The following is a 23,547-nucleotide window of genomic DNA, read 5'->3' on the forward strand; positions in this document are numbered from 1 at the left end:
TGGCTATTTAGCGCAGGTTGTAAAACGCGCTGCGGCCTGGATACACCGCGACTTCGCCCAAGTCTTCTTCGATGCGAAGCAGTTGGTTGTACTTGGCCATGCGGTCCGAACGGCTCATGGAGCCCGTCTTGATCTGACCGGCATTCAAGCCCACGGCGATGTCGGCGATGGTGCTGTCTTCGGTCTCACCAGAGCGGTGCGAGATCACGGCGGTGTAACCCGCACGCTTGGCCATTTCGATGGCTTCGAAGGTTTCAGTCAGGGTGCCGATCTGGTTGATCTTGATCAGGATCGAGTTGGCGATGCCTTTGTCGATGCCTTCTTTGAAGATCTTGGTGTTGGTCACGAACAGGTCGTCACCCACAATTTGCACGTTCTTGGCCAAGCGGTCGGTCAGCACTTTCCAGCCGTCCCAGTCGTTTTCGGCCATGCCGTCTTCGATGCTGATGATCGGGTACTTGTCGCACCAGGTAGCCAACATGTCGGTCCACTGCTCAGACGTCAGGCTGATGCCGCCCTCACCGGCCAACACGTACTTGCCGTCTTTGTAAAACTCGCTGGCCGCGCAATCGAGACCAATGGCAATTTGCTCGCCGGCGGTGTAACCCGCTGCAGCAATCGCATCGAGCACCATTTGGATGGCCGCTTCGTGGCTGTCGACGTTGGGGGCAAAACCGCCCTCGTCGCCCACGGCAATGCTCATGCCCTTGTCGTGGATGATTTTCTTCAGGGCGTGGAACACTTCGGCACCCCAGCGCACGGCTTCGCGGAACGAGGGGGCGCCCACGGGGATGATCATGAACTCTTGCAAGTCCAGGTTGTTATTGGCATGCGCGCCGCCATTGATGACATTCATCATGGGCACGGGCAACTGGTTGCCATTCATGCCGCCAAAGTAGCGGTACAGCGGCAGGCCAGATTCTTCGGCAGCGGCGCGGGCCACGGCCATGGACACGGCCAACATGGCGTTGGCACCCAGACGGCTCTTGTTGTCGGTGCCGTCCAGGTCGATCAGGGTACGGTCCAAAAAGGCCTGCTCGGAGGCATCGAGGCCCAGCACGGCTTCAGAGATTTCGGTGTTGATGTGCTCGACGGCCTTGAGCACGCCTTTGCCCAGGTAACGGCTTTTGTCGCCGTCACGCAGTTCGATGGCTTCGCGGCTGCCGGTCGATGCGCCGGACGGCACAGCGGCGCGGCCCATAACACCAGACTCCAGCAGCACATCGCATTCGACAGTGGGGTTGCCACGGCTGTCGAGGATTTCACGGCCGACGATATCAACGATTGCACTCATTTTTGAACTCTCTCAATTGAAAAATAAAACGGGTTTTAAAAGCAAAACGGGTCAAAGGCCTTCAACGGCCACCATGCGCATGACGGCGGCACCAGCGCGGGCTTCACGGGCTTTCAGGTATTCGGGTAATTCGTAAAACGCTTTGGCGGCTTCGAATGAAGGAAACTTCAAAATCACGATCCGTTCGGGTGTCCAGTCGCCTTCGAGCACTTGCACTTGACCACCGCGCACGCACACTTCGGCGCCTGCGGTTTGCATGGCCGCGGTGGACCACTTTTTGTACTCTTCGTATTGAACAGCATTGGTCACCTGAACATGAGCGATGATAAAGCCGCTCATGCGAAATCGTCCTCTAAAAACGGGTTCTTTTTGGTGACGGAATCGAGCTGCACCAAGGTCTCTAGCAAGGCCTTCATCTTGCCCAGCGGCACCGCATTCGGGCCATCGGACCAAGCGTCAGCAGGTTTGGGGTGGGTTTCCATGAAGAGACCTGCCACCCCTGCGGCCACGCCTGCGCGGGCCAGTACCGGCACCATCTCGCGAGCACCACCACTGCTGGTGCCCTGGCCGCCGGGCTTTTGCACCGAATGGGTCACGTCAAACACCACCGGAGCACCGGTTTTTCGCATCTCGGCCAGGCTGGTCATGTCGGCCACCAGGTTGTTGTAGCCAAAACTCACGCCGCGCTCGCAGGCCAAAAACTGGTCTTCCGGCAGGCCCGCTTCACGCGCAGCGGTGCGGGCCTTGTCGATGACGTTTTTCATGTCCCAAGGGGCCAAAAATTGGCCCTTCTTGATGTTGACGGGCTTGCCCGACTGGGCCACGGCCCGGATGAAATCGGTTTGGCGGCACAAAAAGGCCGGGGTCTGCAATACGTCGACCACGCTGGCCACCGTCTTGACCTGCGACTCGTCGTGAACGTCGGTCAGGATCGGCACACCGATCTGGCGGCGCACTTCGTCCAAAATCTTCAGGCCCGCATCGATGCCCACACCGCGCTGGGTGCTGCCCGACGAGCGGTTGGCTTTGTCGAACGAGCCTTTGTAGATCAGCGGGATGCCCAGCGCCGTGCAGATTTCTTTTAACTGGCCTGCCACTTCCAGCGACATTTCCAGCCCCTCAATGGAGCAGGTGCCTGCGATCAGGAAGAAGGGTTGGTTCAGGCCAACGTCAAATCCGCAAAGTTTCATGGCTGGGTCAGTCTGTGAAGTGGTTTCAGGCCGCAGCCTTGTGAACGATCGCAGCCTTCACGAAGGCGTTGAACAGAGGGTGGCCATCCCAGGGCGTTGATTTGAATTCGGGGTGAAATTGCACGCCCACATACCAAGGGTGAACGGTTTGCGGCAGTTCGACGATTTCTGTCAGCTGTTCGCGTTGGGTCAAAGCCGAGATCACCAGGCCGGCTTTGCGCAGATCGTCCAGGTAATTCACGTTGGCTTCGTAGCGGTGGCGGTGGCGCTCGGTGACCACATCGCCGTAAATCTGGTGGGCCAGCGTGCCCTTGGCCACGTCGGAGCTTTGCGCGCCCAAGCGCATGGTGCCGCCCAAGTCGGAGTTGGCATCGCGCACTTGGATGGAACCATCGGCGTCTTTCCATTCGTTGATCAGCGCGATCACGGGAAAGGGCGTCTCGGGCTCGAACTCGGTGCTGTTGGCGCCCGTCATGCCGGCCATATGGCGGGCATATTCGATAGTCGCCACCTGCATGCCCAGGCAAATGCCCAGGTAAGGCACTTTGTGGGTGCGGGCAAATTGGGCGGTTTCGATCTTGCCTTCGACGCCACGTTTGCCAAAGCCACCGGGCACCAGCACGCCGTCGAAGTGGGCCAGGCTGGCCACGGTTTCGGGGTTGATGGTTTCGGAGTCGATGTGTTCGATCTTGACGCGCACATGGTTGCGCATGCCGGCATGGCGCAGCGCTTCGTTGACCGATTTGTAGCTGTCAGACAGTTCGACGTATTTGCCGACCATGGCGATCGTGACTTCGCCTTGAGGGTGTTCGGTTTCGTAAACCAGATCGTCCCAGCGCTTGAGGCTGGCCGGTGGCGTGTTCAGGCGCAGCTTGTCGCAGATCAGACCGTCCAGACCTTGCTCGTGCAGCACACGCGGCACTTTGTAGATGGTGTCCACGTCGGGCATGGAGATCACGCCCCAGCTTTGCACGTTGGTAAACAGCGAAATTTTGTCGCGCTCGTCGTCGGGAATGGTGCGGTCAGCGCGGCAAAGCAGTGCGTCGGGCTGGATGCCAATTTCGCGCAGTTTCTGCACTGTGTGTTGGGTCGGCTTGGTTTTGAGTTCGCCCGCAGCCGCAATCCAGGGCACATAAGTCAAATGCACAAAAGCTGCATTGTTGGGCCCTAGGCGCAAGCTGAGTTGGCGCACGGCTTCCAAGAAAGGCAATGATTCGATGTCGCCCACGGTGCCGCCGATTTCGACGATGGCCACGTCCACGGCTTCGGGCGTTCCATAACCCGCGCCGCGCTTGACGAAGTCTTGGATTTCGTTGGTGACGTGGGGAATGACCTGCACGGTCTTGCCCAAGTAGTCACCACGGCGCTCTTTTTCGAGCACGCTTTTGTAGATCTGGCCGGTGGTGAAGTTGTTGGCCTTCTTCATTCGGGTGTTGATGAAGCGCTCGTAGTGACCCAGATCGAGGTCGGTTTCAGCGCCGTCGTCGGTGACAAACACTTCGCCATGCTGAATGGGCGACATGGTGCCAGGATCGACGTTGAGGTAGGGATCGAGTTTGATGAGGGTGACAGAGAGGCCGCGCGATTCAAGGATGGCGGCGAGCGATGCGGAGGCGATTCCCTTGCCCAGGGAAGACACCACACCGCCGGTGACGAAGACGAATTTGGTCATGTCCAAGACGGGAGCTTGGCGCTCCCGGAAGGTGGAAATCGTGATTATAGACAGTCGAGTTCGGGGTTTTTTCGGTCATCAGTCGATTCTTGTGGGTTTGCGCGCCGGGTCTGCAGTCGTTTTTCGCCCCGATGTCAGGGCTGGTCGGTCGGGCTCATACTCGCTTCGCTCGCCAAATCGCCCGATCCAGCCAGCCCTGACACCGGCGCTGAGCTGTGTATGTATTTTTGTGGGAGCGAGCCCCCGCTCGCGAATGCTGGATGTGCCACAGCACCTGTTCGGCCGCAGGGGCCGCCTGCCACAGCGCATCATTGGGCGCGTTGCTCTCTGCTACATTCCTCGGCATGAGCATATTGGCTGGAAAACACATCGTTTTGGGTTTGTCGGGTGGCATTGCCGCATTCAAATCTGCGGAGCTCTGCCGGGCTTTGGTCAAGGCCGGGGTCACGGTGCAAGTCGTCATGACCGAGGCGGCTGAGCAATTCATGACGGCCGTCACCATGCAGGCCCTGTCCGGTCGGCCGGTCTACACCTCGCAGTGGGACCCGCGCGAAGCCAACAACATGGCCCACATCAACCTGAGCCGCGAAGCCGACGCCATTCTTGTGGCTCCGGCCAGCGCCGATTTCATGTCCAAACTGCTGCATGGCGGCGCCGATGAACTGCTCAGCCTGATGTGCCTGGCCCGTCCGCTGGACAAGGTGCCGCTGATCGTGGCCCCAGCCATGAACCGTGAAATGTGGTCCAACCCCGCGACGCAGCGCAATGTGGCGCAACTCAGAGCCGATGGCGTTCATGTGCTTGACGTAGGGCAGGGCGACCAAGCCTGCGGTGAGACCGGCGATGGCCGCATGCTTGAGGCCGATGAAATTCTGGAAGATCTGGAAACTTTTTTCACGCCCAAGGTGCTGGCAGGCAAGGCCCTGCTGGTCACGGCCGGGCCTACTTACGAAGCCATCGACCCGGTGCGCGGCATTACCAATTTGTCGAGTGGCAAGATGGGTTTCGCCATTGCCTGTGCGGCGCGCAGGGCGGGTGCCCAGGTGACACTCGTTGCGGGGCCTGTGCATTTGCCCACGCCCAGAGGCGTTCAGCGTGTGAAAGTGCAGTCGGCTCGCCAGATGCTGGACGCTGTGATGCAGCATGTGGGCGCGGCGCAGGTGTTTATCTCAACGGCCGCTGTGGCCGATTGGCGTCCAGCGACTTCGGCTGAGCAAAAAATCAAAAAAGATGGTTCAGGCCAAACACCTGAGCTGAGCTTTGTCGAAAACCCGGACATTCTGGCCACGATCGCGCAGTCACCGCGAGCTCTTTCTGGTGCGCTTTTTTGTGTCGGTTTTGCGGCCGAAAGCCACGACTTGCTGGCCCACGCCACCGCCAAACGCATCCGCAAAGGTGTGCCCTTGTTGGTGGGCAATATCGGGCCGGCCACCTTTGGCCAGGATGACAACGCCTTGCTTCTGGTCGACGAGGCCGGTGCGCGAGAACTGCCGCACGCCACTAAACAGTCGCTGGCGGTGGACCTCATCGCCGACATTGCACGCCGTTTAGGCTGATGCCATTTCGGGGCTCGTGTGGCCGCATGGTGCCCACGGCCTTTCTTCAAACCCTGGAGTTTTCATGAACATTGATCTCAAAATCATCGACGTCCGCATGACCGAACAACTGCCTGTTTACGCCACACCCGGCAGCGCCGGTCTGGATTTGCGTGCTTGCCTGGATGCGCCTTTGACATTGCAGCCCAATGCTTGGCAGTTGGTGCCCACAGGCATTGCCGTGCACCTGAAAGACCCCGGTTATGCGGCCATGTTGTTGCCGCGCTCTGGCTTGGGCCATAAGCACGGCATCGTATTGGGCAATTTGGTGGGCTTGATCGACAGCGATTACCAGGGCCAGCTGATGGTCAGTGCCTGGAACCGCAGCGACGTGGCGTTCACGATTGAACCTATGGAGCGCATTGCCCAAATGGTGATCGTGCCTGTCGTTCAGGCTACGTTCAATGTGGTCACCGAGTTCGACGCAGCCAGCGAACGCGGTGAAGGCGGTTACGGCTCAACGGGTAAAAAATAAACCGCAGCTCGCGGTCGATGGCTTCGGCGCTGACAGATGTGGTTTTAGGTTGGGCGCATGTCGGTGCCAAGTTGCTGACCCGCTGGCACTGACCTACTTCAAGCTCAGTGGAATGTCGGGCCGTTGGACGAGGATGGGATGTCGCCTTCATCGCCCACTTCAATTTTGAAGAAACCTGTGCCGCAGCTGCCATTGCCCACTTCGGCTTCGGTCGGTTCGCGAACCGATTCGACTTTCAGGTGCAAGCGCAAGGCAATGCCCGACAAGGGGTGGTTGGCGTCCAGCACCACATGCTCGGGGTAAATCTCGGTCACGGTGTACAGCGCGTTGCGCGGCGCATCGGGGTTGCAGCCTTCGGGCAAAGCCGTGCCTTCTATCGTCAGGCCGGGCTCCAGGCCTTCTGGGAACAGCGCCAGTGGCTCCAGAAACAGCAGGTTTTCATCAAAGTCGCCAAAGGCGTCTTCGGGCTCCAGGTGCAAGTCGACCTTGGCACCACGTTCGTGGCCTTGCAGGGCTTCCTCGATTTTGGGCAGCAGGTCTTTGCCGCCAATGAAAAATTCAACGGGTTCGTCCAGCGTGTCCAGAACTTCGCCCAGCGTGTCTTTGAGTGTCCAGGTCAGTGCGACCACAGAAGGTGTCTTGATTTCCATAGGACAATTGTCGCAGTTTGGCGGCCACTTTTTGGCCGCTTTGGCATTGAGATGCGAGAACCCGAGATGAACATAGAACAACCCTTGGCTTTGTTGGGCGGTTTGACGGCCAGCCAATTCATGAAGCGCCATTGGCAAAAAAAGCCACTCTTGGTGCGCAATGCCATCCCCGGTTTTATTCCCTGCGTCGGGCGTTCCGAGTTGGTGGCACTGGCTGCGCAAGAGGGCGTTGAGTCGCGTCTGATTGTGGATTCGGACAAGGGCTGGAAGATGAAGCACGGCCCCTTGCTCAAACGCAGTCTGCCCCCGTTCAGTCAAAAAAAATGGACCTTCTTGGTGCAGGGCGTTGACTTGCACCACGACGGTGTCCACGCGTTGATGCGGCAGTTTCGCTTCGTGCCCGACGCGCGACTCGACGATTTGATGATCAGCTATGCCACCGATGGCGGCGGCGTGGGCCCGCACTTTGACAGCTATGACGTGTTTTTGCTGCAAGCCCATGGGCAGCGACGCTGGCGCATCGGCCGTCAACAAGACCTGAGCTTGCAAACGGGTGTGCCGCTCAAAATTTTGCAAAATTTTGAAGCCGAAGAAGAGTTCGTTCTCAACCCCGGCGATATGCTGTACCTGCCACCCAAATACGCGCACGACGGCGTGGCCGAGGGCGAGTGCATGACCTGGTCGATCGGCTTTCGCGCACCGCAAGAAGGCGAGCTGGCCCGAGAGCTTTTGCTGGGTCTGGCAGATGAGGCGTTTGAGGGGGTGGGCGATGGTTTGTACCGCGACCCCAAACAACTGGCGGTGTCGTCACCAGCGGCTATTCCGCAGTCATTGGCTGGCTTCGCCCGCCAAGTGCTTGATAAAGCGTTGAAAGACCCACATTTGCTACACAGTTTGTTGGGTGAATATTTGACCGAACCGAAATCAAATGTCTGGTTTGACGGGGCAGAAGCGGCTTCTGATCTGTCGCTGGGCGTGCAATTGGATCGGCGCACCAAAATGATGTACGACGATCGGCATGTCTTTATCAATGGAGAAAGTTTCCGCGTGGGCGGCAAAGATGCTCGTTTCTTGCGTCAACTGGCTGATAACCGCTCGCTTTCAGCGTCTTCGTGCGCCAACTTGAGTGAAGCGGCTCAAGAGGCCCTACTGGATTGGATGTCTGCAGATTGGTTAAAACCCCTAGAGGATTTTCCCGCACAAAAGGCCTGATTGAAGGTTTCGCGTCAGCTTTGTGACTTGTGTTGTGCGAGGTCCTAGGGAAAACGCTATAATTTAAAGCTGAGTACAAAAGAGCTCGAGTGCTTTTGTCTCGGTCCAAGCAAGCTTTGAATTTGCTTTGACAATTTCCGGAAATTGTTTTCAACCCCTATAAGGAAAATCATCATGAACAAGTCCCTCGTTTTGGCTGCCATCATCGCTGCTGCTGCTTTGTCCGCTTGCGGCAAAAAAGAAGAAGCCGCTGCTCCAGCTGTTCCAGCTCCTGCTGCCGTTGCTCCAGCTGCTGACGCTTCTGCTGCCCCAGCCGCTCCTGCTGCTCCAGCTGCTGACGCTTCTGCTGCCAAGTAATTGCTTAGCGCTTTCCCGGTTTTTTCCGGGAATGCATAAAAAAACCCCGCATTGCGGGGTTTTTTTATGGTTTGTAGCCTGTCACCATAAATGGCGGTCGGGGCACTGCAGGCCTTGGTTGGCCTGCCTTATGAGATCAGCGCAGTTCGTTGGCCAGCAACTTCAAAATGCGTTCGGCATTGCCCGAGGTTTCGGCTTGGCCATTGGCATCGAGCACGCTAACGATACTCACATTGTCTTTCTCAGTCAAAGTGATGCGGTAGCGTGACAATGCCGGCACCTCTTTTTTGCTGCTGAACATGCGGGCAAAGAAACCTGGTTCTTTGTTATCGCTCGTCCCCGGTGCCACATAACGGACAAAATAAACACCTTTGGTCCGGTCGCGGTCTTCGACTGTGAAGCCGGTACGGTCAAGTGCCACGCCTGTGCGGCGCCATGCGCGGTCCAGTGTGTCGCTGATTTGGATGACGGGTTGTCCGTTCAACGTGCTGACGTTGGCCAAGGCAATGGGCGCTGCATTGGCGCTGGCGGCTTTGGCAGATTCGGTTGAGGCACCCAGTTTCACCATCAGGCGACGCAAAAATTCGATTTCGAGCTCGGCATCGCTGGCGCGGGGTTGCCAGACGGTTTGTTCTTTTTGTGCTGTGGTGTAGTTCTCGACCATGCCGCGGTGGGTGATGTAAATCTCTACGCCACCTTGGGAATTGCGCTCTACCCGTGTGCGAAATTTGTCGCGTTCACCAGAGGAGTAGAGTGAATCGAGCACTTTGCCCAGCGTCTTGCGAATGATGTCTTGCGGAATTTTGGCCCGGTTTTCGGCCCAATCGGTTTCCATAATGCCCACGTCTGGCGAGTCGGTGACCAGAACAAAACCGTTGCTGGTCCAGAACTCTTTCAGGGGGTCCCAAACTTGGTCGGCTGGGCGTGCCACCACCAACCAGCGTTGGTTGCCTTGGCGCTCCATCCGCACATCGCCTAACTTGTTGGCTGCGGTGCCTGCATCAACAACGCGCGAGCTTGCGCTTTGGAAGCCCGAAGCGGTTGCGGAGTTGCTTTCAAGTGCGTAACGCGATTCTTTGCGCAGTTGGCTGAGGTCGGGTGGGATCTCGAGTGTGGGGGCTTTGGCAGCGCTTTTGTAGTCAACCTTGTCTTCCTCAAGAATGGAACAAGCGCTGACCAAAATGGTCAAGGCCGCGATAACGGCCGTGCGCTGAACGGTGAGACAAGACGTAGAGCGATGGGACAATTTCACAAGCAATCCTTAGGTGGAAATCAAATCAGGCCGCTGGCCTTGAGCGCTGCCTCAACAGCAGGCTGCTGTGATTCAGACAGCTCGGTCATGGGCAAACGCAAAGTAGGGCCGCTCAGGCCCATGCGGTTCATGGCCCATTTGACGGGGATCGGGTTGGCTTCGACAAACAGGTTTTTGTGCACAGGCATCAGCAAAAACTGAATGCGCATGGCTTCTTTGATGTCACCACGGATGGCCGCCATGCACAGTTCGTGCATCAGGCGCGGGGCCACGTTGGCGGTCACGCTGATGTTGCCAGCACCGCCGCACAGCATCAGGGCCACAGCGGTCGGGTCATCGCCGGAGTAAACGGCAAAATCTTTGGGCAGATCGCGGATCAGCCACTGGGCGCGTTCGATGTTGCCGGTGGCTTCCTTGATGCCCACAATGCCGGGCACTTGCGCCAGGCGCAACACGGTGTCGTGCTGCATATCGGCCACCGAGCGGCCGGGCACGTTGTACAAAATCACGGGCAAGTCGGGCGTGGCTTCGGCAATCGCGCGGAAATGCCGGTACTGGCCTTCTTGTGTGGGTTTGTTGTAGTAAGGCACCACTTGCAACTGACAGTCGGCCCCAACTTTTTTGGCGAATTTGGCCAACTCGATGGCTTCGGCGGTGGAGTTGGCACCGCATCCGGCCATGATCGGTACGCGACCAGCGGCTTGTTCGACCGACACGCGGATGATTTCGCAGTGCTCGTCGACCGTGACCGTGGGCGATTCGCCCGTGGTGCCAACCACGCCAATGCAATCAGTCCCTTCGGCCACATGCCAATCGATCAATTTTCGCAAAGCGGCATAGTCCACTTTGCCGTCTTCGAGCATGGGGGTAATCAGGGCAGGGATGCTGCCTTTGATGGGGCGAAATTCGGTGGTCATGTCAGGTGCTTCTGAACAGAAAAAACCCATTCTAACGATTGCAGACTCGATTTATGACCCCCGAGTCGGGTGAATGTCACCCGATGTGACGGGAAAAACCCGACTTCAACTCAGTCTGCCCGCAAAGGCAAGCGGGGCACATCGGCCTGGTGCCCAAGCCGCACTGCGGCAATCCGCTGCACAAATCGGTCGGGTGATGGCTCAAAGCCGTCCTCATAGGCCACGGTTCGCAAGCTTTCGGTGGCCCGTAACAGCTCGCCCGGTTGCAGCAAAAAGTCTGGGCGAGAGGGCTTTCCCACGATTTCGTTGCCAGCGGCAAAGGTTTCGTAAATCAGCACGCCACCCGGGGCCACGGCCTGCACGATGGTGGGCAGCAACGGACGCCAGAGGTAATGGGTCACCACAACACAGCCAAAAGTTTGTCCAGCGAAGGGCCAAGGGCCGTTCTCGATGTCCGCGCAAGTGACCTCGCCAAAAGCCTGTGCCAACGCCACAGCATCGGGGTTACGGTCTACGCCTTGCACCGCGTGGCCTTGCGTGGCCAACCAGCGCATGTGGCGGCCTGCGCCGCAAGCGACATCGAGCACACGGCTGCCAGGAGCGATCAAATGGGCCCAGCGTTGCAGCCAAGCAGAAGGGTTTTCGGTTCCGTGCATAAGTTGAGATCTCAGAAAATCAGAAACAAGACCACAGCTGTTCGGACAGCATGATGACGACATCGGGTTTGGCATAGAGCCAAAACGTCAGGCCCAGCACCGCCGCTAACAACAACAGGGTTTTGAGTCGGGTGGTCATGCTGCTTTGGGGGCATGGCGCTGGATCGGACTTTCGCGCACCGGCAAATTCACCAATGCGGCAAAGACGCCCAAGGCAATGGCCAAGTACCAGACGATGTCGTAGCTGCCTGTCTTGTCATACAAGTAACCGCCCAGCCACACACCCATGAACGAGCCGATCTGGTGGCTGAAAAAGACAAAGCCGCTGAGCATGGAGAGGTGAGAAATGCCAAAAATCTGGGCCACTGCCGCGTTGGTGGGCGGCACGGTAGACAGCCACAACAAGCCCATGACAGACGAAAAAATGTAAACGCTGGTGGGCGTGAGCGGGGCGATCAAGAACAGAACGATGGCCACCGAGCGGGCTGCGTAAATGAACGCCAGGATCTTTTTCTTGGCCATTTTCTGGCCCAACGTGCCCGCAATGTAGGTACCAAACACGTTGAACAGACCGATCAAGGCCAATGCATAACTGGCTACCTGAGGCGCCAGGCCATGATCTTTCAGGTAGCTGGGCATGTGCACGCCAATGAACACCACCTGAAAGCCGCAGACAAAATAGCCCGCCATCAGCAGTTGAAAACTGGGGTATTTAAAAGCTTCTTTCAGAGCCTGCGCAATGGTCTGGTCGCGTCTGACCTGGCCTGGTGCATTCAAAGCCGGTTCGCGCAGACCCCAAGCCAAAGGAATGATCAGCATGGCCGCTGCGGCCAATATGACCAGAGCCGTCTGCCAGCCCATCTGGCTGATCAAGAGTCCTTCTACCGGCACCATCAAAAATTGGCCAAAACTGCCCGCCGCAGCCGCCACGCCCATGGCCCACGAGCGGCGTTCTGGCGGAACGTTGCGTCCGATTACGCCGTAAATCACGGCGTAAGTCGTGCCAGCTTGTGCGGTGCCGATGATCACCCCGGTGAACAAGGCAAACACCCACGGGTCGGTGGCCCAAGACATGCCTAAAAGGCCAATGCCGTAAATCAAGGCTCCCACAGCAATCACGCGGAATGCGCCAAACCTGTCGGCCACCATGCCCGCAAAAATCCCCATGAAACCCCAAGACAGGTTCTGGATGGCCATGGCGAAGCCGAACTCTTGACGGCCCCAGCCTTGTGCCTGGGTGATGGGTTGCAGCCACAGGCCAAAGCCGTGGCGAATGCCCATGGACAGCGTGACGATGGCCGCGCCGCAGGCCAGCACTTGAAACAGGGAAAGTGGTTTGTGTTGCATCCCCTGACTTTAACCAATGCCGCCCGGCTTGCTTGTCTCGCAAATGCAGTCATTCGTGGGCAGGACTTCTGCGCGCAAAGGCAATACGACACTGTTGTTGTATCCAGTAATCCGGCATAAATCCCACTACAATCCGCCACCATGGCCACCCAATCTACTGTCAAAACATCCAACGAGTACTCTGAGGGCTCGATCCGTGTGCTCAAGGGTCTGGAGCCCGTTAAGCAACGTCCGGGCATGTACACCCGCACCGACAACCCCCTGCACATCATTCAAGAAGTGTTGGACAACGCCGCCGACGAGGCGCTGGCCGGTTACGGCAAAAAGATCAAAGTCATCCTGCACGCCGATGGCTCGGTCACCATCGAGGACGATGGTCGGGGTATTCCGTTCGGCTTGCATCCTGAAGAAAACGCCCCCGTGATCGAGCTGGTCTTCACGCGATTGCACGCGGGCGGCAAATTTGACAAGGGCAAGGGCGGTGCGTATAGCTTTTCGGGCGGCTTGCACGGCGTTGGCGTGAGCGTGACCAATGCTTTGTCCAAGCGACTGGAAGCCACCAGCTACCGCGAAGGCAAAGTGGCCACTCTCGCTTTCTCGGTAGGCGACGTGATCGAGCCCCTGGTGACTCGACTGGCCAATGAGGGTGACCGTGGCGGCTTGGGAGACGTGCCCCGAGACCGAAAACAGGGCACCACGGTGCGTGCCTGGCCCGACGCCAAATATTTCGAATCCAGCGCCCTGCCCATGAATGAGCTGACGCACCTGCTGCGCAGTAAAGCCGTGCTCATGCCGGGCGTGACGGTGACCTTAGTCAACGAGAAAACCAAAGAAACCCAGCAGTGGCAATACAAAGCCGGACTGCGCGACTACCTGACGCAAACCCTGAATGGCGACCCGGTGATCCCGTTGTTCGAGGGCGAAGGCTTTGCCGATGCCCAACACGACAGCTTTGCCGAAGGCGAGGGCGCTACGTGGGCCGTGGCCTTCACCGAAGACGGCGCGCCGGTGCGCGAGAGCTACGTCAACCTGATCCCCACCAGCGCAGGCGGCACGCACGACAGTGGTTTGCGCGACGGCTTGTTCACCGCCGTCAAAAGCTTCATCGAGCTGCATGGCCTGCTGCCTAAAGGCGTCAAGCTCATGCCCGAAGACGTGTTCGCCCGTGCCAGCTATGTGCTGAGCGCCAAAGTGCTCGACCCGCAGTTTCAGGGGCAGATCAAAGAGCGCCTTAACTCGCGCGACGCGGTGCGGCTGGTGTCCAGCTTTGTGCGGCCAGCGCTCGAGCTCTGGCTGAACGAGCATGTGGACTACGGCAAAAAGCTGGCCGAACTCGCGATCAAAGCCGCCCAGTCACGCCAAAAAGCGGGCCAAAAGGTTGAAAAACGCAAGAGCTCCGGCGTGGCCGTGCTGCCCGGCAAACTGACCGATTGCGAGAGCAAAGACATCTTGCACAACGAGGTGTTCTTGGTCGAGGGCGATTCGGCCGGGGGCAGCGCCAAAATGGGCCGTAACAAAGAATGTCAAGCCATCTTGCCCCTGCGCGGCAAGGTGCTCAACACCTGGGAAGTGGACCGCGACCGCTTGTTTGCCAACAACGAAATCCACGACATTTCAGTCGCCATTGGCGTGGACCCGCACGGGCCGAATGACAACCCCGACATGAGCAATCTGCGCTACGGCAAGGTCTGCATTTTGTCGGACGCGGACGTGGACGGCTCGCACATCCAGGTGCTGCTGCTGACGCTGTTTTTCCGTCATTTCCCCAAGCTGATAGAGACGGGCCATTTGTATGTGGCGCGGCCCCCGCTGTTTCGGGTCGATGCACCCGCACGCGGCAAAAAACCGGCATCCAAAGCCTATGCGCTGGACGACGGTGAGTTGACCGCCATCATCGACAAGCTGCGCAAAGACGGCGTGAAAGAAGGCGGCTGGAGCATCAGCCGCTTCAAGGGCTTGGGCGAGATGAGCGCCGAGCAACTGTGGGACACCACGCTCAACCCCGACACGCGCCGCCTACTGCCCATCGAGCTGGGACCGCTGGACAACGCGGGCACCGAAAACCTGATGATGCAGTTGATGGGCAAAGGCGAAGCCGCTGCCCGACGCGAGCTGATGGAGCTGCACGGTGACAGCATCGAAATCGATGTCTGAGCCGCACCGGAATTGAAACATGACCTTTGATTTACTCCCCCCTGAAACTGCGGCAACCGACACCGCCCCCGAAGGCGACCACCTGGGCGCTTACGCCCAGCGCGCCTACCTGGAATACGCGTTGTCGGTCGTCAAAGGCCGTGCCTTGCCCGATGTGTGCGACGGCCAAAAGCCGGTGCAGCGGCGCATTTTGTATTCGATGGACCGCATGGGCCTATCCTACAGCGGCCCGAACAACAACACCGCCGCCAAGCCCGTCAAAAGTGCCCGCGTGGTGGGCGATGTACTCGGCCGTTACCACCCGCACGGCGACACAGCGGCGTATGACGCGTTGGTGCGCATGGCGCAAGACTTTTCGCAACGCTACCCGCTGATCGACGGGCAGGGCAACTTTGGTTCACGCGACGGCGATGGTGCGGCGGCCATGCGTTACACCGAAGCGCGCTTGTCGCGCATCACCAGCTTGTTGCTCGACGAGATTGACATGGGCACGGTGGACTTCATTCCCAATTACGACGGCTCGACCGAAGAGCCGCGCCAGTTGCCCGCCCGCTTGCCGTTCAGCCTGCTCAATGGGGCCAGCGGCATCGCCGTGGGCCTGGCCACCGAGATCCCCAGCCACAACTTGCGCGAAGTGGCCGATGCCTGCGTGGCCTTGATCAAAAACGACAAGTTGAGCGACAGCGAGTTGATGGCCATCATCCCCGGCCCCGACTACCCGGGCGGCGGCCAGATCATCAGCCCGGCCAGCGACATTGCCGACGCCTACCGCACGGGGCGTGGCAGCCTGAAAGTGCGTGCCCGCTGGAAGCTCGAAGAGCTGGCCCGTGGCCAGTGGCAATTGGTGGTGACCGAGTTGCCGCAAGGCGTCAGCTCGCAACGTGTGTTGGAAGAGATCGAAGAACTCACCAACCCCAAGGTCAAGGCCGGCAAAAAGGCGCTCAGCACCGACCAGATGCAGCTCAAGGCCAGCATGCTGGCGGTGCTGGATGTGGTGCGTGACGAATCGAGCAAAGACGCCGCCGTGCGCCTGGTGTTCGAGCCCAAGACCAGCCGCATCGAACAGCAAGAACTCATCACCGCCTTGCTGGCCCACACCAGCCTGGAAACCTCGGCACCGATCAACATGACTTCGGTGGGCATCGACGGCAAGCCGATCCAGAAGTCGCTGCGTCAGATGCTGGTGGAGTGGATCAGCTTCCGCCAGACCACCATCACCCGCCGCAGCCAGCACCGCTTGAACAAAGTGCTCGACCGCATTCACATTCTGGAAGGCCGCCAGTTGGTGCTGCTCAACATCGACGAGGTGATCCGCATCATCCGCCACAGCGACGAGCCCAAGCCCGCGCTGATCGAGGCCTTCCAACTCAGCGACCGCCAGGCCGAAGACATTCTGGAGATTCGCCTGCGCCAACTGGCCCGCTTGGAGGCCATCAAGATCGAGCAGGAGTTGAGCGAGCTGCGCGAAGAGCAGGGCAAGCTCGACGAGATTTTGGGCAGCCCTGCCGCGCTGCGCCGCCTGATGATCAAGGAGATCGAAGCCGACGCCAAGACCTTTGCCGACCCGCGCCGCACGCTGATCCAGGAAGAGAAAAAAGCTGTGGCCGAAGTCAAGGTGGTGGACGAACCGGTGACGGTGGTTGTGTCTGAAAAAGGCTGGGTGCGCGCCCGCACCGGCCACGGCCACGACGCCACCAGCTTTGCCTTCAAGGCGGGCGACGGCCTGTACGGCACCTTTGAATGCCGCACGGTGGACACGCTGCTGATCTTTGGCAGCAATGGCCGCATTTACAGCGTGCCCGTGGCCACTTTGCCCGGTGCCCGTGGCGACGGCCAGCCCGTGACCACGCTCATTGAGCTGGAACCCACCACTCAAATCGCCCACTACTTTGCAGGCCCGGCCAACGCCACGTTGCTGCTGAGCGGCTCCGGCGGCTATGGCTTTATGGCCTCGGTCGAGAACATGATTTCGCGCAACAAGGCGGGCAAAGCCTTCTTCAGCCTAGGCGATGGCGAAACCGTTTGCGCCCCAAGCCATGTCAGCGGCTCCAGCGCCACAGTGCCTGGCGACAAACAAGCCATGGCAGCGGCGTCCAGCGTCTGCTGTGCCAGCGCGGGCGGCCGGGTGTTGACGTTTGAGATCAGCGAACTCAAAACCATGGAAAAAGGCGGCCGGGGCTTGATGCTGATCGACCTCGAAGCCAAAGACAGCTTGGCGGGTGCAGCGGCCTACACCCGCAGCGTCAAGATTGCAGGCATTGGCCGTGGCGGCAAGGCGCGCGAAGAAACGCTGGAAATCCGCAGCCTGAACAACGCCAAAGCCGCGCGGGCCAAGAAGGGGCGCGTGGCAGATCTGGGCTTTAAGCCGAGTCGGGTGACTCGGGTCGAGTGATGGATACAGAACCAAGGCAGAGTTCTTGGACGACAAATTAAGTGATGGACCCCCGATCAAGTCGGGGGTGACAAACTTGATGTTGCGGTGACTGACTTTGATGTTGCGGTGACTGACTTTGATGTTGCGGTAACTGTCTTTGATGTTGCGGTGACTGACTTTGATTTTCCGATGATGCGCTTTGTGGTTGGGGTGACTAATTTGACGTTCTGTGGCTTTTTTGAGGTTGGGGTGAAGGGTCTTGATGGCGGAAGTGACGGGCGTTGATCTGAACGCCCGAATCCCTCACTTGGCCAGTGGTGCGTGCCGATGGCAGCTGACCAGGTGGTCGTTGACCATGCCTGATGCTTGCATGAAGGCGTAGCAAATGGTGGTGCCGACGAATTTGAAGCCGGCCTTTTTCAGGGCTTTGCTCATGGTGTCGGACTCGGTGGTTTGGGCGGGCACTTCGGCCATGCTTTTGCGCCCGTGTTGTAAGGGCTCGCCACCGACAAATTGCCAGACGAACTGGCCAAAGTTTTGGCCCTTGGATTGCAGGGCGAGATAGGCTTGGGCGTTGCCGATAGTGGCGGCGACCTTGAGACGGTTGCGCACGATGCCCGGATCGGCCAGCAATTCGGCCACTTTAGCGGCGTCATAGCGGGCTATTTTTTCGGGGTCAAACTGGTCAAAGGCGGCGCGGTAGGTTTCGCGTTTTTTCAGCACCGTGGACCACGACAGCCCGGCTTGTGCGCCCTCCAGGTTGATCAACTCGAACAGGGCGCGATCGTCACGCTGGGGCACGCCCCATTCGGTGTCGTGGTAGTGACGGTACAGGTCAAAGCCTTCGCACCAGGGGCAACGCTGCATACAACTCCTTTGGACGTTGGCCAGTGTAGCCAGAGCGCCAGTCTCCCTGGAAGGACTCAATCGCTTGTGGACGGAGCCTCTTTCAAATATGGCATTGATGAGGGTACCCATTATGTTTGGGCTGTTGACGTTGCACTTTTGGATAATGCACATGAATAGACTCTGTTTCGGGCTCATGCCCACGCGCAAGGAAAGCCATGGCCCTGGTCGATCAACTGAAATCTCTGCGCGCAGCGTGCGCAGTGTCATTGACCGGTAGCAGCATTGGCGCGGCGCAGGCGCTGCATGTGTCGCAGTCGTCTGTCACGCGGGCTGTTCAGTCGCTCGAAGACGTTTTGCGGCAGGTGGTGTTTGACCGCTCAGCCCAGGGCATGAGTGTCACGCCGCCATGGGCCGAGTTGCTGCAGCGTTGCGTTCGTGCTTTTCAATATCTGGCCATTGCATCGGCCTCCAAAGCGGGCGTGACCGAGGGGCCGGACTGGATGACTTGTCGGTTCGCCTCTGGCGTGGGATTGCGGCATTTGCGGGTGCTCATGTCACTGGCGGTCACGGGTTCTGAGACGGTGACCGCCGGGCAGTTGGGGGTGAGCCAGTCGGCGGTTCACCAGAGTCTGGTGCAGGCGGAGCATTTCAGTGGCAAAAAACTGTTCACGCGCAGTCGCCAGCATGGCTTGCGCATGACGGAGTTGGGTGCCCAGGTGATCCATGGCTGCAAGTTGTTTGACGCTGAACTGGCGCAAGCTGACGAGGTGTTGGCCGCCTTGTCTGGCCAAGTGGCGGGGCGGCTGGCCATTGGCACCTTGCCGTTTTCTGTGGGGCCTTTGTTGCCGGTGGCGGTCAACCGTGTCATGCAGGACTTGCCGGGTTTGCAGGTCACGGTGGTGGATGGCACCTACGATGCGTTGATTGCCAAACTGCGTGATGCCGAGATTGATTTGATCGTGGGCGCGTTGCGGCCAGACTTTGCTGTCCAGGGCCTGATGCAGGAAACCCTCTTTGTCGATGGTTTGGCAGTGGTCGTGCGGGCGGGTCACCCTTTGGCTTTGCGCCAGCAGTTGTCATGGCAACACTTGGCCCAGGCGCAATGGATCATGCCCATGCCCAACACCCCGGCGCAGACAGTGTTTGAGCGCACTTTGGCGCAGGGTGGTTTGTCTTTACCTGCAACCCAGTTGAGGGTCAACAGCGCATTGATGATGCAGTCTTTGTTGTTGCAAAGTGACCGTCTGGCCATGATGTCACCGCGTCAAATTCAAAGCGAAATTCAAGCGGGTTTGCTGGTGGTTTTGCCCTTGGCTGTGCCCAATGCAGACCGCACCATCGGCCTCATTCGTCGCTCGGGCATTTTGCTGACACCGGGCATGCAGGCTTTGCTGGAGGCCTGTCGCCGGGTGGCCTGCGAGATGGTCGGTGAAAACCCTTTAAATAAGTCAAACGCATAGCCTCTTCCTGAATAGCATTGGACGCTTGTGGGCGCGTGCCCAATCATGGCTGATAGCTTATTCCACAGGAGACACACATGAAAAAACGCTTGATATTGGGTTCGATCGCGGGTCTGGCGCTGAGTGCCGTGACAGGCTTGGTGCAGGCGCAAGCGCAGGACAACACTTTCAAGATCGGTCTGGTCTTGCCCATGTCCGGGCCATTTGCCTCTACGGGCAAGCAAATGGAGTTGGCCGTGCGTTTGTACATGGCGCAGCACGGCGACACGGTGGCTGGCCGCAAGGTGGTGTTGATCGTCAAAGACGACACAGGCGCACCCGATGTGACCAAGCGCATTGCGCAGGAACTGGTCATCAACGACAAAGTGCAAGTGCTGGCTGGTTTTGGTTTGACGCCTTTGGCCATGGCCACGGCGCCTGTGGCCACGCAGTCCAAAACACCGCTGGTGGTCATGGCTGCTGCCACCTCCGTCATCACCGAAGCATCGCCTTTTATTGTGCGCACCAGCTTCACGGTGCCCCAGGTGGTGACCACGCTGGCCGATTGGGCCACCAAGAACAATATCAAGAAAGTCGTCAGTCTGGTGACCGACTATGCACCGGGCATTGACTCTGAAAAGTACTTCAACCAGCGCTTCATCAACAACGGCGGTGTGGTGATTGAAACCTTGCGCGTGCCTTTGCGCAGCCCGGATTTCGCGCCGTTCTTGCAAAAGGTGCGCGATGCCAAGCCCGATGCCTTGTTTACCTTTGTGCCCGCGGGTGTGGGTTCGGCTTTGATGAAGCAGTTTGCCGAGCGTGGCCTGGACAAGGCGGGCATTCGCCTGATTGCCGAAGGCAGCGTGACCGACGATGACATCTTGAACAACATGGGCGATGTGGCCGTGGGCGTGGTGACCGCGCACCATTACTCAGCCTCGCACAAATCGGCTCTGAACAAGAAGTTTGTTGAGGCTTTTGGCAAGGCCAACAACGGTCTGCGCCCGAACTTCATGGCGGTCGGCGCTTATGACGGCATGCGCGTGATTTATGAAGCCGCCAAAACCACCAAAGGCGCTGGCGGTGAAGCGCTGCTGAATGCCATGAAAGGGCAAGCGTTTGAGAGCCCACGCGGCCCGATGTACATTGACAACCAGACCCGTGACGTGGTTCACAACATGTATGTGCGCCGTGTCGAGCGTGTGGGTGGTCAGTTGTGGAATCAGGAAATTGAAACCGTGACCGACGTGAAAGACATTGGCAAAACGCGCTGACCATCGACCTATGAACGCTTTGCCATTGCTCTTGGTGCCGGGTTTGATGTGCGACCACGCCGTGTGGACGCCCTTGTTTCCGTGCTTGGGTGCCGATCGTGTTTGCACCGTGGTGGACCATGCCGGTGCGGATTCTTTGTCGCAGATGGCCCACCAGGTGCTCGCCTCGGCCCCCGCGCAGTTCTTGCTGGCGGGGCATTCTATGGGGGCGCGCGTCGCGCTGGAAGTGCTCAGGTTAGCGCCGGAGCGCGTTCGGGGCCTTGCTTTGATGGACACGGGCTTTTTGCCCAAACCTGAAGGTCAAGCCGGAGACGAAGAGGCCGCCAAGCGCACGGCCTTGTTGCAGATCGCCAAAACACAAGGTGTTCGTGCCATGGCGCAGCAATGGGTGCGCGGCATGGTGCACCCCGACTTCTTGGGTGATGCCGAATTGATCGAGCGCGTTCTGGCCATGTTTGAGCGCAAGAGTGCAGACACCTTTGAGCGACAGATTCGCGCTTTGCTGACGCGGCCCGATGGCTCGGATGTATTGCGCAACCTGCATGTGCCCACGCTGTTGATGTGCGGCGCTCAGGACGCTTGGTCACCGCCCGCCCAGCACGAAGCCATGCAGGCCATCATGCCTCCCGCTTGGGTGCAGCTTGACTTGATCGAGCACGCCGGACACATGGCGCCGATGGAGCGGCCTGCCGAGGTGGCCGCTTCGCTTTTGGGCTGGCTGGCGCGCTGCGATCGTTTTGCACCCGAAGTCGGGGAGTCTTGACGTGGATGCCTTGGCGTTATTGCAAGCCGAGAGCCATTGCCGCCACCTCATCATCGCCGCAGCCGAGGCGGTAGACGGTCAGCAATATGAAGCCTTTGTGGATTGCTTCACCGAAGACGCTGTGTTGCAGCGCCCGGGCGGTGCGCCATTGGCCGGACGCGCAGCTATTTTGGCCTCTTACGCCCTGAAAAATCCGGACCGTATGACGCAGCATTTGCTGTGCAACCACCGCGTGGTGGTGGACCCTTCTGGCTGGGCCGAGTCGTCTTGCAAAGTGCTGCTTTATGTCAGCGACAGACGCCGTGAGCTTGCGCCTGAGGGCCGATTGGCGGACATCAAGCACCATGTGGGTGAGTTCCGGGACCGGTTGATCCTCACGCCCGATGGCTGGCGCATTCAAAATCGCAAAGCCTGGTTCGAGTTGCAGGTGGATGCGCGTGCCGGGTTACCAACGGCCTGATGCGCCGCCGCCCCCAAACCCGCCACCACCGCCTTTGAAACCACCACCCGGCCCGCCACCTGGGCCTCTGCCACCCAAGCGGGCTCGCAGCAGGGCGGCAATGCCAATCCAGGTGGTCAACAAGGTGATGCCCCCCGCGATCAGCGCCAAAGACAGCAGCCCGATCATGAACCAGGTTACCGCCCCGACGATGGCGGCGGTCATGACCGAGCCAGCAAATTGTCCCAGCACAGCCCTCAAGACAAAGCCCAGCAAAGCGCCTGCCACGATGATCCAGGTGATGTCGTTCAGCGGTTCATTCGATGGTCCGCCCAGAGGCGCAGGCAGTGGTTCGCCATCAATGACACCCATCATGCGTTGCACTCCTGCCGAAATGCCGCCCGCAAAGTCTTGCTGCCGAAACTTGGGCGTGATGACTTCGTCGATGATCCGTTGACTGGTCGCATCGTTCAGCGCACCTTCGAGCCCGTAACCCACTTCGATGCGCAGGGTGCGGTCGTTCTTGGCGACCACCAAAATTGCGCCATCGTCTATTTTTTTACGGCCCAGTTGCCATTGCTCTGCCACGCGCAACGCATATTGCTCGACGGTTTCGGGTTGGGTGGTCGATACCAGCAAAACCGCCAGTTGGCTGCCTTTTCGCGCCTCAAATGTGGCCAAGGCTTGTTCAATTTTGTCTTGCTGTTCCGGTGTGAGCGTGTTGGTTTGGTCAATGACATGACCCGTCAAAGGGGGCACTGGCATTTGTTGTGCGGCAGCTTGCACTTTTTGTCCGACTTGGGCGCTGCAAAGCGGCCCACCCATAAGTGCGCTAAGCAAGAACAAGCCGGTCATGGCCCGCCGCCAAAAGCTCACTTTGAATCACCGGCGCTGGGTGCCTGTGGCGTGGTCGCAGGCCCAAAATTGACGCTCGGTGGTTTGGCAATGGCTTGCTCGTTCTCCACCGAGAAGTTTGGTTTTTCTTTGTAGCCGAGTGCCCAGGCGGTTAAGTTGGAGGGGAATGAATGCACCGTCACGTTGTAGTCCTGAACGGATTTGATGTAACGGTTGCGGGCCACAGCGATGCGGTTTTCTGTGCCTTCGAGTTGGGCTTGCAGTTCTATAAAGCCTTGGTTTGCAAGCAGCGTGGGGTAGTTTTCGGCCACAACCAGCAAGCGCGACAAACTGCCAGACAGTTCTTTTTGAGCCTGCTGGAATTTCTGGAATCCCTGTGGATCGTTGACCAGTTCGGGCGAGGCCTGAATGGATGTGGCTTTGGCGCGTGCTTCGACCACGGCTTGTAAAGTGTTTTGCTCGAAGTTGGCCTGGCCTTTGACCACATTGACCAAATTGGGGATCAGGTCGGCCCTGCGCTGGTATTGGCTGAGCACCTCAGACCAGCTGGCTTTGACCTGCTCGTTGCCGCTTTGAAACTGGTTGTAGCCGCAGCCTGTCAGGCCCAATGTGGCGGTCATCAGGAGCAGCGCGCTCCATCGGTGAAATACAGATGTCATGGCAGACCTCGAACGGTGGGACGGTGGGGTTTTGGTTTGGGTTCGTCAGCTTAGGTGGCTGAACTTGGGCTCACCGTGCGCTTTTCAACACAACTGCTTGCGCACCAGGCGAGACAGCTTGCCT

At 58.8% G+C, this 23,547-nt stretch carries 23 protein-coding genes; 11 read left to right on the forward strand and 12 right to left on the reverse strand.

Going from position 1 to position 23,547, the window contains the following annotated elements:
- Positions 1–7: 7 nt before the first annotated feature.
- From eno to BN3544_RS02625, 4 genes are read right to left on the reverse strand one after another with little or no spacing between them, the layout of a single operon-like run.
- Entirely contained in the window at positions 8–1,294 is a 1,287-nt protein-coding gene (eno, locus tag BN3544_RS02610) for a phosphopyruvate hydratase (RefSeq protein ID WP_019428614.1), read from the reverse strand.
- Between the two features lie 51 nt (positions 1,295–1,345).
- A complete protein-coding gene (locus BN3544_RS02615) occupies positions 1,346–1,633 on the reverse strand; it encodes a DUF1330 domain-containing protein (protein WP_019428615.1) in 288 nt (95 codons plus the stop codon).
- Positions 1,630–2,484 (reverse strand): 3-deoxy-8-phosphooctulonate synthase, encoded by an 855-nt coding sequence (kdsA, locus tag BN3544_RS02620; RefSeq protein WP_019428616.1) that lies wholly within the window; start codon positions 2,482–2,484, stop codon positions 1,630–1,632. Before kdsA ends, BN3544_RS02615 begins: the two co-directional genes overlap by 4 nt.
- Positions 2,485–2,509: 25 nt before the next feature.
- Complete coding sequence (locus BN3544_RS02625) at positions 2,510–4,156, reverse strand: CTP synthase (RefSeq protein WP_019428617.1); 1,647 nt, start codon at positions 4,154–4,156, stop codon at positions 2,510–2,512.
- Between the two features lie 344 nt (positions 4,157–4,500).
- Here BN3544_RS02625 and coaBC point away from each other — a divergent pair, with 344 nt between their 5' ends.
- Together coaBC and dut are read left to right on the forward strand one after the other, a co-directional pair.
- Positions 4,501–5,712: a bifunctional phosphopantothenoylcysteine decarboxylase/phosphopantothenate--cysteine ligase CoaBC gene (coaBC, locus tag BN3544_RS02630; protein WP_019428618.1), complete on the forward strand. Its 1,212-nt coding sequence runs from the start codon at positions 4,501–4,503 to the stop codon at positions 5,710–5,712.
- Between the two features lie 64 nt (positions 5,713–5,776).
- The gene (gene dut / locus BN3544_RS02635; protein ID WP_019428619.1) at positions 5,777–6,226 is read left to right on the forward strand and encodes a dUTP diphosphatase; all 450 of its coding nucleotides are present in this window, start codon (positions 5,777–5,779) and stop codon (positions 6,224–6,226) included.
- A 104-nt stretch (positions 6,227–6,330) separates the two neighbouring features.
- Here dut and BN3544_RS02640 read toward each other — a convergent pair whose 3' ends face one another.
- Positions 6,331–6,876 (reverse strand): FKBP-type peptidyl-prolyl cis-trans isomerase, encoded by a 546-nt coding sequence (locus BN3544_RS02640; protein ID WP_019428620.1) that lies wholly within the window; start codon positions 6,874–6,876, stop codon positions 6,331–6,333.
- Between the two features lie 66 nt (positions 6,877–6,942).
- Between BN3544_RS02640 and BN3544_RS02645 the strand changes: the two genes are divergently transcribed.
- Together BN3544_RS02645 and BN3544_RS02650 are read left to right on the forward strand one after the other, a co-directional pair.
- A complete protein-coding gene (locus BN3544_RS02645; RefSeq protein ID WP_019428621.1) occupies positions 6,943–8,088 on the forward strand; it encodes a JmjC domain-containing protein in 1,146 nt (381 codons plus the stop codon).
- A 174-nt stretch (positions 8,089–8,262) separates the two neighbouring features.
- Positions 8,263–8,445, forward strand: a complete 183-nt coding sequence (locus BN3544_RS02650) for a hypothetical protein (protein ID WP_019428622.1) — start codon at positions 8,263–8,265, stop codon at positions 8,443–8,445.
- Between the two features lie 136 nt (positions 8,446–8,581).
- Here the strand turns inward: BN3544_RS02650 and bamC are convergent, their stop codons facing one another.
- The 4 genes from bamC to BN3544_RS02670 form a co-directional block, all read right to left on the reverse strand.
- On the reverse strand, positions 8,582–9,691 hold the full coding sequence (gene bamC, locus BN3544_RS02655) for an outer membrane protein assembly factor BamC (protein ID WP_231733894.1): 1,110 nt from the start codon (positions 9,689–9,691) through the stop codon (positions 8,582–8,584).
- A 26-nt stretch (positions 9,692–9,717) separates the two neighbouring features.
- Positions 9,718–10,614, reverse strand: a complete 897-nt coding sequence (gene dapA, locus BN3544_RS02660; RefSeq protein ID WP_019428624.1) for a 4-hydroxy-tetrahydrodipicolinate synthase — start codon at positions 10,612–10,614, stop codon at positions 9,718–9,720.
- A 110-nt stretch (positions 10,615–10,724) separates the two neighbouring features.
- On the reverse strand, positions 10,725–11,270 hold the full coding sequence (locus BN3544_RS02665; RefSeq protein WP_019428625.1) for a class I SAM-dependent methyltransferase: 546 nt from the start codon (positions 11,268–11,270) through the stop codon (positions 10,725–10,727).
- 135 nt (positions 11,271–11,405) lie between these two features.
- The gene (locus tag BN3544_RS02670) at positions 11,406–12,617 is read right to left on the reverse strand and encodes an MFS transporter (protein ID WP_019428627.1); all 1,212 of its coding nucleotides are present in this window, start codon (positions 12,615–12,617) and stop codon (positions 11,406–11,408) included.
- Between the two features lie 141 nt (positions 12,618–12,758).
- Between BN3544_RS02670 and BN3544_RS02675 the strand changes: the two genes are divergently transcribed.
- The 3 genes from BN3544_RS02675 to BN3544_RS02685 all read left to right on the forward strand — a co-directional run bounded on the left by BN3544_RS02675 (position 12,759) and on the right by BN3544_RS02685 (position 17,430).
- A complete protein-coding gene (locus BN3544_RS02675; protein ID WP_019428628.1) occupies positions 12,759–14,771 on the forward strand; it encodes a DNA topoisomerase IV subunit B in 2,013 nt (670 codons plus the stop codon).
- 19 nt (positions 14,772–14,790) lie between these two features.
- On the forward strand, positions 14,791–17,163 hold the full coding sequence (gene parC, locus BN3544_RS02680) for a DNA topoisomerase IV subunit A (protein WP_019428629.1): 2,373 nt from the start codon (positions 14,791–14,793) through the stop codon (positions 17,161–17,163).
- A gap of 87 nt (positions 17,164–17,250) precedes the next feature.
- Positions 17,251–17,430 carry a hypothetical protein gene (locus BN3544_RS02685; protein ID WP_019428630.1) on the forward strand — a complete coding sequence of 60 codons (180 nt, stop codon included), beginning with the start codon at positions 17,251–17,253 and terminating at the stop codon, positions 17,428–17,430.
- A gap of 18 nt (positions 17,431–17,448) precedes the next feature.
- On the opposite strand, the gene BN3544_RS02690 is transcribed toward BN3544_RS02685, so the two are convergent.
- Positions 17,449–18,012: a DNA-3-methyladenine glycosylase I gene (locus BN3544_RS02690; protein WP_019428631.1), complete on the reverse strand. Its 564-nt coding sequence runs from the start codon at positions 18,010–18,012 to the stop codon at positions 17,449–17,451.
- A gap of 197 nt (positions 18,013–18,209) precedes the next feature.
- Between BN3544_RS02690 and BN3544_RS02695 the strand changes: the two genes are divergently transcribed.
- The 4 genes from BN3544_RS02695 to BN3544_RS02710 all read left to right on the forward strand — a co-directional run bounded on the left by BN3544_RS02695 (position 18,210) and on the right by BN3544_RS02710 (position 21,930).
- Entirely contained in the window at positions 18,210–19,454 is a 1,245-nt protein-coding gene (locus BN3544_RS02695; protein WP_019428632.1) for a LysR substrate-binding domain-containing protein, read from the forward strand.
- 77 nt (positions 19,455–19,531) lie between these two features.
- Positions 19,532–20,707 carry an ABC transporter substrate-binding protein gene (locus tag BN3544_RS02700; protein WP_019428633.1) on the forward strand — a complete coding sequence of 392 codons (1,176 nt, stop codon included), beginning with the start codon at positions 19,532–19,534 and terminating at the stop codon, positions 20,705–20,707.
- 10 nt (positions 20,708–20,717) lie between these two features.
- Entirely contained in the window at positions 20,718–21,470 is a 753-nt protein-coding gene (locus tag BN3544_RS02705; RefSeq protein ID WP_019428634.1) for an alpha/beta fold hydrolase, read from the forward strand.
- A gap of 10 nt (positions 21,471–21,480) precedes the next feature.
- The gene (locus BN3544_RS02710) at positions 21,481–21,930 is read left to right on the forward strand and encodes a nuclear transport factor 2 family protein (protein ID WP_197409899.1); all 450 of its coding nucleotides are present in this window, start codon (positions 21,481–21,483) and stop codon (positions 21,928–21,930) included.
- On the opposite strand, the gene BN3544_RS02715 is transcribed toward BN3544_RS02710, so the two are convergent.
- Both BN3544_RS02715 and BN3544_RS02720 read right to left on the reverse strand, forming a co-directional pair.
- A complete protein-coding gene (locus BN3544_RS02715) occupies positions 21,916–22,764 on the reverse strand; it encodes a TPM domain-containing protein (RefSeq protein WP_026036413.1) in 849 nt (282 codons plus the stop codon). The two genes, BN3544_RS02710 and BN3544_RS02715, sit on opposite strands and share 15 nt — an antisense overlap.
- A gap of 17 nt (positions 22,765–22,781) precedes the next feature.
- Positions 22,782–23,423, reverse strand: a complete 642-nt coding sequence (locus BN3544_RS02720; protein ID WP_036074674.1) for a LemA family protein — start codon at positions 23,421–23,423, stop codon at positions 22,782–22,784.
- Between the last annotated feature and the right edge of the window lie 124 nt (positions 23,424–23,547).

It is taken from the genome of Limnohabitans sp. Rim47 (genome assembly GCF_001517545.1).
Lineage (GTDB): Bacteria > Pseudomonadota > Gammaproteobacteria > Burkholderiales > Burkholderiaceae_C > Limnohabitans_A.